A 12,973-nucleotide genomic window follows, 5' to 3' on the forward strand; every position below is an offset into this window, starting at 1 on the left:
CACGACCTGTCGGAGAAAGTGGTCAATGCCTCCAACGCCTCGATCATCGGTTCTGAAGAGCAAAGCATGCGCACCAACAGCGTTGCCGCCGCGATCAACGAACTGGGTGCCGCCACCCAGGAGATCGCCCGCAACGCCGCCGATGCCTCGCAACACGCCAGCGGTGCCAGCGAGCAGGCCCATGGTGGCCGCGAAGTGGTCGAGGAAGCGATCAACGCCATGACCGCCCTGTCGCAGCGCATCAGCGAATCCTGCGAACAGATCGAAGCGCTCAACGCCAGCACCGACGACATCGGCAAGATTCTCGACGTGATCAAGGGCATTTCCCAGCAGACCAACCTGCTGGCGCTCAACGCCGCCATCGAGGCAGCCCGCGCCGGTGAAGCCGGGCGCGGGTTCGCTGTAGTAGCCGACGAAGTGCGCAACCTTGCCCACCGCACCCAGGAATCGGCCGAAGAAATCCACCGCATGATCACCAGCCTGCAAGTCGGCTCGCGCGAGGCGGTGCACACCATGAACACCAGCCAGGTGTCGAGCGAACAGACCGTGCAGGTCGCCAACCAGGCGGGCGAGCGCCTGGCCAGCGTGACCCAGCGCATCGGCGAGATCGACGGCATGAACCAGTCGGTGGCCACCGCCACCGAAGAACAGACCGCCGTGGTCGATAGCCTCAACCTGGACATCACCCAGATCAACGCGCTGAATCAGCAAGGGGTGGAAAACCTCAACGAAACCCTGCGCCATTGCGACGCGTTGGCCCAGCAGGCCGGGCGGTTGAAGCAGTTGGTGGGTAGTTTCCGGATTTGAGTGAAACCCATCGCCGGCAAGCCGGCTCCCACAGGTAGCAGCGATCTCAAGATCAGCGCGGTCCATGTGGGAGATTCTATGGTTCTCAGCAAGCCAGTTTCCCGCCTTTAGTGACGTATTCGTCCTGATTTTTCATCAGGGCGAATGCTACACGAGCGAGTTTACGGGCCAGGATGACCAGGGCTTGAGTGGTTGCTTTGCCGCTGTTTCGATGATGCTCGTAAACATCTTTCCAAGCCGATGACCTGCTCGCAGCCATTGCCGCGTTGTGCAGCAAGCGACGGATCTCAGAGCATCCCCGCTTGGTCAGGCGACGACGTCCGTTCGTCTGTCCCGAGTCGTTCACTCGCAAGTCCATTCCCAGAAATGCGATGTAAGCGTCGCTGCTTCTGAACTCGCCTCGAACAAAGGCCATGACCAATGCCGTGGCGGTAAGAAAGCCAATACCTTCCACTGCTTGGCAACGGGCAACTTGTTCTTGCAGTCCGGCTTCGCGGAGCACTTCTTTAAGTTTTTTTTGTATCAACAGATCCAAACGGTCTATCGATTTGACGAACGCCTCGAAGGCGCTTTTCAGCAGACTTTCGTTAGCCCAGCTCTGAGTCATTGCGGTCCGGGCGGCCACCAAGGCAGCCCGACGTCGAAGTAGGCTCTGAACCTTGCCGTAGACAGCGGGTGGCGGACTCCACGGACGAAGATCCTCGCCTTCATTTCTTAGAAAACGAGACAACAGCCTGGCATCGGAAGGGTCGGTTTTGACTCGCCCCCCAACACTTTTCCGGTAATTACTCAGTTGAAAACCATCAATTACGTAGACTTCAAGACCCGCACCATGGGCTAGCTCGACCAAGTCCAAGTGGTAGACATTTGTCGCCTCAACGGCGATGGCAGTATTGCGGGGCTGTTGCTTGAGCCACCGCTTGATCTCGGGTTTTGCGTTCTTCAGTTTGATCAGTTCATCACTACCGTCGTGATGAATAACCAGTTCCGCTTTCGCAACATCCGCACCCACGATCAACTTGCTTACCTGCATTGCCATGGGCGGTTCTCCACGTTATGGTTTTCCGGCTTGAAGGGGTTTCACCAAGAGGCGCTGGCTTGCTTCTATCGTCGCTTGCAAACGATGCATTCTTTATCGGCGCTTTGGTGGAAGGGGTGGGGCGATGTCTCCCACGGTCTGTACTGCTGTCACAGTCAGAAGCCGGCATGTCGTCCCACCACCCCTTCAAGTCCTACCATACAAGCCGGCTTGCCGGCGATGAGGCCGGTACAGGCAACCTCTAAGGCGGTAGGCGTATCAACAATGGCTCCTGCGGCTGTTCCGCCCTTTGTTCCACCTCTTGCTCCACCGGCCGCGGCGCACTGGCCAGCAAGTTGTCCTCCACCTGCCCCGACAAGTAGTACACCCCAGCCATGGCCCCGCTCTGGCGGTTTTCCATCAACTCCTTCCACTCCTGGTTGAGCGCCACGTTGAGGATCACCCGCAACTGCTCGACCATCTGCGGGTGCTCGCGGTCATGGGTGATCATCCCGTAGCCGGCCGAGACTATCGAGATCATCGCCCCGGCCACCTTGCCCACGGCACTGGCCACGGCGCTGGCTATGCCCCGCGGTGCCAGGGTGGCGCCAAGCTTCTCGCTGGCGCGGTCAGCAACCGAGGACAAACCCACATCGGTTTGCCCTGGCCCCTTTGCCGCCTGCTGGTGCAAGTGCTGGCGCAGAGCCTGCCAGGCAGGCTGCTGCTCCAGCGGTTTGGCGCGCAATAGCTGATAAAGGCTGGCATTGCGGGCGTCGGGCGGGCCGAGGGTAATGGCCGGGATGCGATTGAGGCGCTGGCTGAACTGCTCAGGCGGTGCGCGGTAGCGCGCGATGATGGCCGGCAGCTGCTGGCCCAGCAGTTGTACATATAACTCACAGGCCCGGTCGCGGATGGCTTCGGGGTTGATCTGCTCGGCCACCGGCTCGATCACTCGCTCGTGGTATTGCTCCTGCAGGTACAGGGCCAGGCGCTTTTCCGCAGACTCCCGACCTTCGCCACTGTCGAGTTTGTACCAGGCCACCTTCAGGGTCAGCCATTGCTGGGTCCAGTAGCCGGTGAACCACGGGATGAAATCTTTTTCGGTGCGCTGCTGTACCTGTTCTTTCCACACCCGCATGGAGCGGCGGGCGTAGTCGTTGGCCGAGCCTGCGGCACCTGCCGAGGCGTCGATCAATTCCTGGTCGATGCGTTGCCAGGTGGCGGCTGTGAGCACCACAGGCGGCGGTGGAGGCGGTGGAGGCTTGCTGGCGCAGCCGCCAAGGGCTAGCAGCAGGCAGAGCAGCAGTGAGGGACTGCGCAGCTTCACGCGAGCGCCTCCCTGATACGTGGGGGTTATCTAACGAGTATAGGGGGCGCATCCGAGGGCTGCCTTGCAGCCCATCGGCCCTGCTTAACTGAGTTCGAGCTTATCTTCCAGGCGGTCGAGGTGTTCGTGCATCAAGGCCAGCGCTGCGTCCCCATTGCCCGCTTCCACGGCATCGATGATCGCCGCATGCTCCTGCCAGGCGCAGTGATCACAGCAAGGTGACTCGTAGCGGGCGATGATCAGTGAGGTCATCGGTACCAGACCGTTGAGAAAACGCGCCAAGGGGGCATTGGCAGCCACTTGTGCGAGCTTCAGGTGAAATTCGCCACCCAGACGAATGGCCGCGCAGCGTTCGCCACGTTCATGGTGCTGGCGTTCGCGTTCCACCAGCGAGCGCAACTGGCGAACCTGTGTGGGCCTGGCGCGCTGGGCCGCCAGGGTGATCAGGGTGGTTTCTGCCAAACGCCGGGCGCTGAGTACCTGGCGTGCTTGCTCAGGGTCGGGCGCGGCCAGATGGGCGGTGTGGCTGGGGCGTTGCACCACCACTTGCTGGTCCGTCAGGCGTCCGAGCACCCGGCGGATCACTGTGCGGCTGACGCCGAACGCATTGCCCAGCGCTTGCTCGGGCAGCAGGCTGCCTGGAGGCAGGCGCTGCTCGAGAATGGCGTCGAACAAACGGGGGTAGATCTGCTCGGCCGACAGGCGCGTCTCGCCAGCGGCGAGCAGGGCAGGCAAGTGAGGGGTGGCGTGGGCGCAGGCGGTCATGGTCGCTCTCCTGGGGTCATTGGCCGGGGTGTTCATCCGGGATGTTCAGCTCGATACCCATGCGCAGGCTTTCGGCAAGGATGTGCCGGCGCATCTGCGCGCTGGCCTGGGCACTGTTGCGGTCACGGATGGCGCGCACCACGGCTTCGTTTTCCTTGAGCCGGGCAGCCAGGTGCTCGGGGGAGTTGCGCAGCATGTCGGCACTTTGCTTGAGGGCGTTGCTGGTTTGCTGCACCACGCTCTGGAAGATCGGGTTGGTGGTCAGGGCGAACAGCGCCTGGTGGAAGGCGATGTAGGCATTGACGCCGGCTTCACTGTCCTCGGCGTCGAGCGCTTCGCGCATGTCCATCAGGGTCAGGCGCAGTTGGCCGATGTCCTGGCTGTTGGCGGACTGTGCCACCAGGCCGACGATGAATGGCTCCAGGGTGTAGCGCAGTTCGAGTACGTCGGCCAGGCTGGCCGCTGCTGTGGTGTCGGTGGCGGGGCCGGCCATGGCGGCGTCGGCATCCAGTACCAGTACACCTTTGCCTGGCATGGAGCGCACCAGGCCCAAGGTCTCCAGTACGGTGACCGCTTCGCGCAGGCTAGGGCGGCTGATGCCCAGTTGCTCGGCCAGTTCACGCTGGCCGGGGAGCATGTCGCCGGAACGCCACTGGCCGCGGGCCAGGGCCTGGCGCAGTTTTTCCACCACTGAGTTGACGACGGTTGATGAGCTGATCACGGTTCGCTCCTGAAAGGGCCGGCGTCAGCGCCGGCCACACTCGGTCAAAATTCCTGTTGATGGGCGTTGGGCTGCTTGCGCGGGGTATGGGCGAAACCCGGTTTGTTGTCGAGCACGTTCTGCGCACGCTCAAGGTCGATGTCCTTCTCCCAGCGGGCGATGGCTACGGTGGCCACGCAGTTGCCGATCAGGTTGGTCAGTGCCCGGCCAATGCCCATGAACCAGTCCACCGCCAGCACCAGTACCAGGCCTACCACCGGAATCGCCGGTACAGCGGTCAGGGTTGCGGCCAGGATCACCAGCGCCGAGCCTGGGATGCCGTGGGCCCCCTTGGAGGTCACCAGCGACACCAGCAAAATGGTCAGCAGGTCGGTCATCGCCAGCGGCGTGCCGGTGGCGTTGGCAATGAACACGATGGCCAGGGTCAGGTAGATGGAGAAACCGTCGAGGTTGAACGAGTAGCCGGTGGGGATGACCAGGCCGACGGTGGAGCTGCCGATGCCCAGATGCTCAAGTTTGCGCATGATCTGCGGCAGCACGGCGTCGGAGGAGGCTGTACCCAGCACGATGGTCAGTTCTTCGCGCAGGTACTTGATGAACGGCAGCAGCTTCAGGCCCGACAGGCGCATCACCGTGCCGAGAATGATCAGCACGAAGCCAGCGCAGGTCAGGTAGAACAAAGCCACCAACCCACCCAGATGTTGCAGCGACTCCAGACCGTACTTGCTGGTGGTGAAGGCGATGGCGCCGAACACGCCGATCGGTGCCAGGCGTACGATCATGCCCATGATGCGGAATACCACATGGCTCAGTTCGTTGATCAACCGTGAGATGCCCGCCGCCGAATCGCCCACCAGGTTCAGGGCGCTGCCGAACAGCACCGAGAACAGCAGCACCTGAAGAATGTTGTTGTCGGCGAAGGCACCCACCACCGAGGTCGGGATCAGGTCCATGAAGAACGCCGTGGCGCCGTGGATGTGCTGGCCGCGCTCGGCCAGGCTGCTGGCGTCGGCGCTGGACAGCTGGTCGAGGTGAATGTTGGCGCCGCTGCCGATGCCACTGGTGAAGGCGAATACCAGGCCGATCACCAGGGCGATGGTGGTGAGGATCTCGAAATAGATGACTGACTTCAGGCCGATGCGCCCGACTTTCTTCAGGTCGCCAGCGCCGGAGATACCACTGACCACCACGCAGAAGACGATGATGCCGATGAGCATCTTGATCAGCTTGATGAAGCCGTCGCCCAGGGGTTTGAGTTGCAGGGACAGGTCGGGAAAGCTGAGTCCGCAGGCAATGCCGAGAGCAAGGCCTAGCACCACTTGGAGGAAGATCGAACGCGAGCACCATTTGAGCATGGGAGGGGTCTCTGATCGGTGTCCTTGCTTCGATGCCTTGGGGGCGAAAGAGCGCAGGACTTAATTATTGTGGTCTTACCGGTTTGTTCAGTGCGGGGTCATAAAAGCGCGAAAAATCCTACAATGCAAGGGTTTTTGGCCTTACCGGTCTGACCAGTTGTGGGGCATTTTGGCCTGTTCCGCTCTAGTTCGGTGCGTGCAGGGTCAGGGCCTCAGGGCAGCCTGGCGCTGAATGGCACGAAAGGGGTCAGGATTTGGCCAATGCCTGGTCCACTGCTGCAATCAGCTTGCCAAGAACCTTGGGCGGGGCATTGTGGATCACATCGAACAGGTACGCCCGTTGCTCGTCTTCATCGTCTGGTTCGGAGAAAAAGGCCTTGGGCTTGATACCCAGAACGTCGGCGAAGGTCAGCAGGGCATCGATGCTGGGGGTGTAGGTGCCGGTTTCGAAGCGGCTGATGGTCTTGGGGTCGAAGCCGGTCTGCTCGCCGAATTGAGCCTGCGTCAAACCCGCCAACTTGCGGTAGCGGCGCAGGGCAAATCCCAGAGCTGATCTCGTCATCAATTAATTCCCATTTAGAATCAGGAACTTACCGGTATAGTTTGGTATAGCGCAACGCCATGATTGATCACATTCACTTGCTTTATGTGATGGTATTCGTAGAATTCACGTTTTGACTGGCTAGTCACGATTGGCGCTCCGGCGTGGTTCGGCCTGCGGCTTTCAAGGGCTGCGGGCGCATCAGGTTATTGGATCCGATCGACCAGGAACGGTTCCGATGTCCGCCGATTGGCGAGGTGCCGGTTTTTTTGTGAATGGAGTCTCATCTTGCGTCTCAACCTGCCGGTTACACCGGTCGAGCAGCGTTTCCCCGAAAATCAGCGGCTGATATCGGCCACCGACACGGCCAGCCTGATCACCTATTGCAACCCCGAATTCGCTGCCATCAGCGGCTACAGCGAAGCTGAGCTGATCGGTAGCCCACACAATCTGGTTCGCCACCCGGACATGCCCGAGGCGGTGTACGCATTGATGTGGCGCTACCTCAAAGCCGGCAAGAGCTGGATGGGTATCGTCAAGAACCGCTGCCGCAATGGCGACTTCTACTGGGTCAATGCCTATGTCACGCCAATCCTTGAACAAGGGCGGGTGGTTGGCTACGAGTCGGTACGGGTATGCCCGACCCGCGAGCAGGTGCGCAGGGCCGAGGCGCTGTATGCGCGCTTGCGCCAGGGCAAGGCGGCGCTGCCGGCCGGGCGGCGTCTGGCTTTGTTGGGGCAGGCGCTGGCGTTGCCATTGCTTGGCGGTGGTTTGGCGGTGGCGGCCAACCTGCTCTGGCCAGGCGCGTTGGGCCAAGGGTTGACCCTGGCGCTGTTCGTGGCCTACGGCGCGTGGGGGCGCAAACGTTTGGATCGGCAGTTGCAGCGCGTCATCCAGGGCGCCGAAGGCACCTTCGCCGACCCGGTCGCAGCCCTGACCTACAGCGACTTGCCGGGGGCAGCGGGGCAGTTGCAGCTGATTCTGATCGGTGAACAGGCGCGGCTGAAGACCGCACTCACGCGGCTCAGCGACCTGGCAACGCAGATGGCGGTGGCGGCTGAAGAAGCCGGGCGGTTGTCCCGTGGCACTGAAACCGCCTTGCTGGCGCAGCGTGCCGAAACCGACCTGAGCGCCACTGCCATGACCGAAATGGCCGCATCGATTGGCGAGGTGGCGAGTCACGTTCAGTTGACGGCCAGTGAGGCGCATACCGCCCACGGGCTTGCCGAGCAGGGCGCGCGGGTGGCCGATGCGACTGGCACCGCCATTGGTACCCTGGCGGCCACGGTGGGGCAGATCAACCAGGCGGTGACCGATCTGGCCGGCCAGACCGATGCCATCGCCGAGGCCGCCGGGATGATCCGCGCCATCGCCGAGCAGACCAACCTGCTGGCGCTCAACGCTGCCATCGAGGCGGCTCGCGCTGGTGAGCAGGGCCGTGGTTTTGCCGTGGTGGCCGACGAGGTTCGGGCGCTGGCCGACAAGACTCGTCAGTCGACCCTGCACATTCAGAGCATCATCGATGCGTTGCGCCAGGGTGCCGAGCAGGCGGTGACCATTGCCAGCCAAGGCATCGAAGGTGCCGAGCACGGCGTGGCCCAGGTGCAGGAGGCGCAGCGGGCGCTGCAAGGTATTCGTGACGCGGTGCAGCGTATCAGCGACATGAGCCAGCAGATGGCCACCGCGTCGCAGCAGCAGTCTTCGGTGGCTGAAGATGTCTCCCGACAAATCAATGGCGTGGCCGGTATTGCTCAGCAGAGCGCCGACAGTGCCAATGCCGCCGCTTCACGCGGGGCAGAGCTGGAACAGGTGTGCGCTGGATTGCGCGCCCTGGTGGAGCGCTTCAACCGTTAAAGGCAGGATGCTATGGACGATATCTATCGCGCGGCCGTGGACGCGGCCGCGATCTTTTCCGAAACCGACTTGCGTGGGCAAATCACTTACGTCAACCAGCAGTTCTGCAGTATCTCTGGCTACAGCCGCGAGGAGCTGTTAGGCGCCAACCACCGCATTCTCAACTCCGGCTTGCATGAACCTGAGTTTTTCCTGGGCATGTGGCGTGCCTTGGCCGCAGGCCAGGTGTGGAAGGGCGAGATCTGCAACCGGGCCAAGGACGGCTCGCTGTACTGGGTCGACAGCACCATGGTGCCGTTGAGCGACCCACAGACCGGTAAGGTGCACAAGTACGTCTCGATCCGTTTCGATGTCACCGAAAAGCGCCAATTGCTGCACACCCTGCAATGGCGTGTCGGGCACGATGTGCTCACCGGGCTGCCCAATCGCGCATTTTTGTCCGAGTTGCTCAACCAGGCCTTGGCGTTTTCCCGTCGCGAGGACATTCCCTTGGCGGTGTGCATGCTCGACCTCGATGGCTTCAAGGCGGTCAATGATGGCTATGGGCATGCCACGGGTGACCTGCTGCTGGTCGAAGTGGCCCGGCGGCTGAAGGGCATCCTGCGCGGCGGTGATGCCGTGGCGCGGCTGTCGGGCGACGAGTTCGTGCTGATTCTGCGTCACATCGACGGCAGCCATCAGTTACATGCGGCCTTGCAGCGGGTGCTGCGGGCGCTGGCCGCGCCTTATGTCATCCGCGAGCAGCGCCTGGCGCTGAGCGCGAGTGTCGGCGTGACGCTGTTTCCACTGGATGACGAGGATGCCGATACCTTGGTGCGCCATGCTGATCAGGCCATGTACGTGGCCAAGCAGCGCGGTCGCAACCGCTATCACATTTTCGATGTTTCCCAGGAGCTGGAACTGAAGGCGACCCACCAGACGGTGGCGCGGGTGCGCCGTGCGCTTCGTCAGGGCGAGCTGTGCCTGCATTACCAGCCCAAGGTCAACCTGCGCAGCGGCCAGGTGCTTGGCTTCGAGGCGCTGCTGCGCTGGCAGCGCCCAGGGCGTGGCTTGGTGTTGCCGGGAGAGTTCCTGCCCTTGGTCGAGCAGACCGACCTGATCGTCGAAATCGGCGAATGGGTGATTGAGCAGGCACTGCATCAACTGCGCAGATGGGGACGCGAAGGGCGGGCTTGGTCACTGAGTGTCAACATCGCCGCCCGCCATTTGCAGCGTAACGACTTTGCCGAGCGCCTGGCGCAGATGCTGGCCGAGCATCCAGGTGTCGACCCGACCCGGTTGGACCTGGAGATCGTCGAGTCGGTGGCGTTGGATAATCTCCAGCACGTCAGCCGGTGCCTGGAGGCGTGCCTGGCGCTGGGGGTGCGTTTCTCGCTGGATGACTTTGGTACCGGCTATTCGTCGTTGAGCTACCTCAAGCGTCTGCCGACCCAGACCATCAAGATCGATAAATCGTTCGTGCGCGACATCCTCCACGACCAGGACGACCTTGCCCTTACCCGTGCGGTGATTGGCCTGGCGCGGGCATTTGGACGCGAAGTGATTGCCGAAGGGGTGGAGAGCGTCGAGCATGGGCGGGTGCTGATGGCGCTGGGCTGCGAGCTGGCACAAGGGTATGGCATCGCGCCCGCGATGCCGGTGGGTGAGGTGGCGGCATGGGCGCAGGCTTATAGACAGCCTGAGCCATGGCGCACCGCTTGATCAGAGCTGCGGTGCCATGCTCTTGACCGAAGCCAACTCCGGGTGCGCCACCAGTTTGTCGATATGCAAGGCGTCGTCATTCATCCAGCGTTCGGTGAGTACCCGGTAATGCTCCATGTCGCGGCAGCGCATGCGCAGGCTGTAGTCGAAGTGGCCGCTGATCAGGTGACACTCATACACTTCGGGGCAGCTGTGCATGGTGGCCTCGAAGGCTTTCTGCGCAGCGCGTCCGCTCTGGTTGGACAGCGCCACCAACACCAGAAGCGATAGTCCTGGCGAGACTTTCTGCAGGTCGATGATGGCTCCGTAGCCGCGGATGACGCCGCGGCGCTCCAGTTTGCGCACCCGCTCAAGGCACGGGCGCGGGGTGAGGTGGACCAGGGTGGAGAGCTTTTCGAAGGTGATGCGGCCATCGTGGCGCAGCACGTCGATGATCGCCTCGTCGATGCGGTCCAGCGGTTGTGTTGAATCGGCCTTGGTGTCCATGCGCAATGGCTTCATTCAGCGGGGGGGGCATGGACAGGGTAGGTGGTAATTCGGCAGATGTCGTTGCTGTTGAAGGGGGCCGTGGTGCGGCCCCCTTGATTTCACGCACACGCGATGCTGGCTGGGTGCGCAGCACGAATGCCCACAATGCGCGGTTGCAGCAGTGCGAACAGGTCTTTCGGGTTCTCCAGTGTCGGCACCAGTTCAATGTCCTGGCCGATATCCAGTGCCTGGGCGGTATCCAGCACATAACGCAGTGCCGAATAGTCCTCCAGGGCAAAACCGACTGAGTCGAAAAGCGTCACTTGCCGGTTGTTTTCGCGGCCAGGTGCCTGGCCTGCAACCACCTGCCAGAATTCGGTGACGGGCATGTCTGCCGCCACCTGCTGGATTTCACCTTCGACCCGGCTTTGCGGTTCGTACTCGACGATCACCCTGGCTGCCTCGACGATGGCCCGATGCAGTTCGGTCTTGCCCGGGCAGTCACCGCCGACGGCATTGAGGTGCATGCCTGGCTCGATCATCTCCGGGGTGAGGATGGTGGCGTAGGCTTTGTCGGCAGTGACCGTGGTCACGATATCCGCGCCGCGCACTGCCTCGGCAACCGAGTTTGCGACGGTCAGTTTCAGGCCGGGACGACCCGCCAGGTTCGCCACCAGCTTGGCCGTGGCGGCCGGGTCTATGTCATACAGGCGAATTTCGTCGATACCCAGCAGTGTGTTGAAAGCGATGGCCTGGAACTCGCTCTGCGAACCGTTGCCGATCAATGCCATGCTGCGGCTGTCCTCGCGGGCCAGGTAACGGGCGGCGAGGGCGGAAGTGGCCGCGGTGCGAATCGCGGTGGTCAGGGTCATCTCGCTGAGCAGCACTGGTGCGCCGCTGTCGACGTTGCTCAATGCGCCGAACGCCATCACGGTCAGCAGGCCGTCGTGGGTGTTCTTCGGGTGGCCGTTGACGTGTTTGAAGGCATACAGGTTGTGATCGGAAATCGGCATAAGCTCGATCACCCCGTCTGGCGAATGGTTGGCCAGGCGCGCGCATTTTTCGAAGTCCTGCCAGCGCAGGTAGTCCTGGCGAATGTACTCGGCCATCTCCACCAGGCAGGTCGAAAGACCTTTGCGGTTGACCAGGCGTGCGAGGTCTTGCACATCGATATAGCGAGTCATGGGGCTCTCCGTGCAGCGGCGCACCTGAGCGTCGGGTAGGCATTCAGGGTGGGCTGCAGGAATATTTTCAGGCAGGCGCAGCATCAAAGCTGGCTGAAGAAGGGGCTGGGTTCAGCGGCTACAGCTGAAATCAGACGTGTGACAGCCGAATCGGCTGTGGGGTGGGCCTTGGCATGGCATAAACAAAAACGGCACCCGTCTGGGTGCCGTTTCATGCATGCGCCAAGCTTGCTTACTTGTGCAACTCTTCGGCCGCGTACAGCGTATTTTCCAGCAGGCAAGCCCGGGTCATCGGGCCGACACCGCCCGGTACCGGGGTGATCCAGCCGGCGCGGGGCAGGGCGGTCTCGTAGACCACATCGCCAACCAGCTTGCCGTCTTCCTGGCGGTTGATGCCGACGTCGATGACGATGGCGCCTTCCTTGACCCATTCGCCCTTGACCAGGCCCGGCTTGCCGGCAGCCACCACCACCAGGTCGGCGCGGCCGACATGGCCGGCGAGGTCCTTGGTGAAGCGGTGGCAAACGGTGACGGTGCAGCCGGCCAGCAGCAGCTCCATGGCCATCGGGCGGCCAACGATGTTGGAGGCGCCGACGATTACAGCGTTCATGCCATACAGGTCCTGACCGGTGCTGTGCAGCAGGGTCATGATGCCTTTGGGCGTGCATGGGCGCAGCAGCGGAATACGCTGGGCCAGGCGGCCGATGTTGTACGGGTGGAAGCCATCGACGTCCTTGTCCGGACGGATGCGCTCGAGCAGCAAGGATGCGTCCAGGTGCGCAGGCAGCGGCAGTTGCAGGAGGATGCCATCGACGGCCGGGTCTTCATTGAGGCGGTCGATCAGGTCGGTCAGGGCCTGCTGCGTGGTCTCGCTGGGCAGGTCGAAAGCCTGCGAAATGAAGCCGACCTCTTCGCAGTCCTTGCGCTTGTGCGATACATAGACTTGGGAGGCGGGGTCGGTGCCGACCAGGATCACCGCCAGGCCCGGAGTGCGCAGGCCTTGCTGGCGACGCTCCTCGACACGTTGAGCGATCTGCTGGCGCAGGTTGGCGGCGATCGCCTTGCCATCGATTAGGTGTGCAGTCATAGACGCGTGATTAACCATCGAGAAAGGAACATTAAAGAGGGCGCATTCTCGCACGACATGGCCCGAGGGCAAAGGCGCGTGGTCGGGCAAATTCCCTAACCCCTTCAATAATTTAAATTTTTTTGAGAAAGGTGTTGACGGTATG

11 protein-coding genes and 2 pseudogenes are annotated in these 12,973 nt (G+C 62.2%); 4 read left to right on the plus strand and 9 right to left on the minus strand.

What is annotated here, in order from left to right; all coding sequences use genetic code 11:
• Positions 1–66 precede the first annotated feature (66 nt).
• Positions 67–807: a methyl-accepting chemotaxis protein gene (locus tag PspTeo4_RS29755; protein ID WP_416196939.1), complete on the plus strand. Its 741-nt coding sequence runs from the start codon at positions 67–69 to the stop codon at positions 805–807.
• 85 nt (positions 808–892) lie between these two features.
• Here PspTeo4_RS29755 and PspTeo4_RS02360 read toward each other — a convergent pair whose 3' ends face one another.
• The 6 genes from PspTeo4_RS02360 to PspTeo4_RS02385 all read right to left on the minus strand — a co-directional run bounded on the left by PspTeo4_RS02360 (position 893) and on the right by PspTeo4_RS02385 (position 6,555).
• Positions 893–1,846, minus strand: a complete 954-nt coding sequence (locus tag PspTeo4_RS02360; protein WP_322362116.1) for an IS110 family transposase — start codon at positions 1,844–1,846, stop codon at positions 893–895.
• A 241-nt stretch (positions 1,847–2,087) separates the two neighbouring features.
• On the minus strand, positions 2,088–3,146 hold the full coding sequence (locus tag PspTeo4_RS02365; protein WP_322364785.1) for a hypothetical protein: 1,059 nt from the start codon (positions 3,144–3,146) through the stop codon (positions 2,088–2,090).
• 90 nt (positions 3,147–3,236) lie between these two features.
• Positions 3,237–3,917, minus strand: a complete 681-nt coding sequence (locus tag PspTeo4_RS02370) for a GntR family transcriptional regulator (RefSeq protein WP_322362120.1) — start codon at positions 3,915–3,917, stop codon at positions 3,237–3,239.
• Between the two features lie 16 nt (positions 3,918–3,933).
• Positions 3,934–4,638 carry a FadR/GntR family transcriptional regulator gene (locus tag PspTeo4_RS02375; RefSeq protein ID WP_322362121.1) on the minus strand — a complete coding sequence of 235 codons (705 nt, stop codon included), beginning with the start codon at positions 4,636–4,638 and terminating at the stop codon, positions 3,934–3,936.
• 44 nt (positions 4,639–4,682) lie between these two features.
• On the minus strand, positions 4,683–5,993 hold the full coding sequence (locus tag PspTeo4_RS02380) for a C4-dicarboxylate transporter DctA (protein ID WP_322362122.1): 1,311 nt from the start codon (positions 5,991–5,993) through the stop codon (positions 4,683–4,685).
• Positions 5,994–6,240: 247 nt separating this feature from the next.
• Positions 6,241–6,555 (minus strand): helix-turn-helix transcriptional regulator, encoded by a 315-nt coding sequence (locus PspTeo4_RS02385; protein ID WP_322362123.1) that lies wholly within the window; start codon positions 6,553–6,555, stop codon positions 6,241–6,243.
• A 267-nt stretch (positions 6,556–6,822) separates the two neighbouring features.
• Between PspTeo4_RS02385 and PspTeo4_RS29760 the strand changes: the two are divergent.
• The 3 genes and pseudogenes from PspTeo4_RS29760 to PspTeo4_RS02395 form a co-directional block, all read left to right on the plus strand.
• Positions 6,823–7,152, plus strand: a pseudogene (locus PspTeo4_RS29760) (PAS domain-containing protein); the annotation flags it as partial.
• Positions 7,153–7,899: 747 nt separating this feature from the next.
• A pseudogene (locus PspTeo4_RS29765) lies at positions 7,900–8,388 on the plus strand (methyl-accepting chemotaxis protein); the annotation flags it as partial.
• A gap of 12 nt (positions 8,389–8,400) precedes the next feature.
• Positions 8,401–10,089 carry a putative bifunctional diguanylate cyclase/phosphodiesterase gene (locus tag PspTeo4_RS02395; protein ID WP_322362125.1) on the plus strand — a complete coding sequence of 563 codons (1,689 nt, stop codon included), beginning with the start codon at positions 8,401–8,403 and terminating at the stop codon, positions 10,087–10,089.
• Here PspTeo4_RS02395 and PspTeo4_RS02400 read toward each other — a convergent pair whose 3' ends face one another.
• The 3 genes from PspTeo4_RS02400 to folD form a co-directional block, all read right to left on the minus strand.
• Positions 10,090–10,575 (minus strand): Lrp/AsnC family transcriptional regulator, encoded by a 486-nt coding sequence (locus PspTeo4_RS02400; protein WP_322362126.1) that lies wholly within the window; start codon positions 10,573–10,575, stop codon positions 10,090–10,092.
• Positions 10,576–10,676: 101 nt separating this feature from the next.
• Positions 10,677–11,741, minus strand: a complete 1,065-nt coding sequence (locus PspTeo4_RS02405; RefSeq protein WP_322362127.1) for an ornithine cyclodeaminase — start codon at positions 11,739–11,741, stop codon at positions 10,677–10,679.
• 232 nt (positions 11,742–11,973) lie between these two features.
• Positions 11,974–12,828, minus strand: coding sequence for a bifunctional methylenetetrahydrofolate dehydrogenase/methenyltetrahydrofolate cyclohydrolase FolD (gene folD, locus PspTeo4_RS02410; protein WP_322362128.1), 855 nt, complete (start codon positions 12,826–12,828; stop codon positions 11,974–11,976).
• Positions 12,829–12,973: the final 145 nt, after the last annotated feature.

The sequence above is a fragment of the Pseudomonas sp. Teo4 genome (assembly GCF_034387475.1).
Classification (GTDB): Bacteria; Pseudomonadota; Gammaproteobacteria; order Pseudomonadales; family Pseudomonadaceae; genus Aquipseudomonas.

Coding starts and splice junctions, on each gene's coding strand:
- PspTeo4_RS02395 (WP_322362125.1), top strand. CDS start 8,401: ATGGACGATATCTATCGCGCGGCCGTGGACGCGGCCGCGATCTTTTCC.
- PspTeo4_RS02400 (WP_322362126.1), bottom strand. CDS start 10,575: ATGGACACCAAGGCCGATTCAACACAACCGCTGGACCGCATCGACGAG.
- PspTeo4_RS02405 (WP_322362127.1), bottom strand. CDS start 11,741: ATGACTCGCTATATCGATGTGCAAGACCTCGCACGCCTGGTCAACCGC.
- folD (WP_322362128.1), bottom strand. CDS start 12,828: ATGACTGCACACCTAATCGATGGCAAGGCGATCGCCGCCAACCTGCGC.
- PspTeo4_RS29755 (WP_416196939.1), top strand. CDS start 67: ATGCGCACCAACAGCGTTGCCGCCGCGATCAACGAACTGGGTGCCGCC.
- PspTeo4_RS02370 (WP_322362120.1), bottom strand. CDS start 3,917: ATGACCGCCTGCGCCCACGCCACCCCTCACTTGCCTGCCCTGCTCGCC.
- PspTeo4_RS02380 (WP_322362122.1), bottom strand. CDS start 5,993: ATGCTCAAATGGTGCTCGCGTTCGATCTTCCTCCAAGTGGTGCTAGGC.
- PspTeo4_RS02360 (WP_322362116.1), bottom strand. CDS start 1,846: ATGGCAATGCAGGTAAGCAAGTTGATCGTGGGTGCGGATGTTGCGAAA.
- PspTeo4_RS02385 (WP_322362123.1), bottom strand. CDS start 6,555: ATGACGAGATCAGCTCTGGGATTTGCCCTGCGCCGCTACCGCAAGTTG.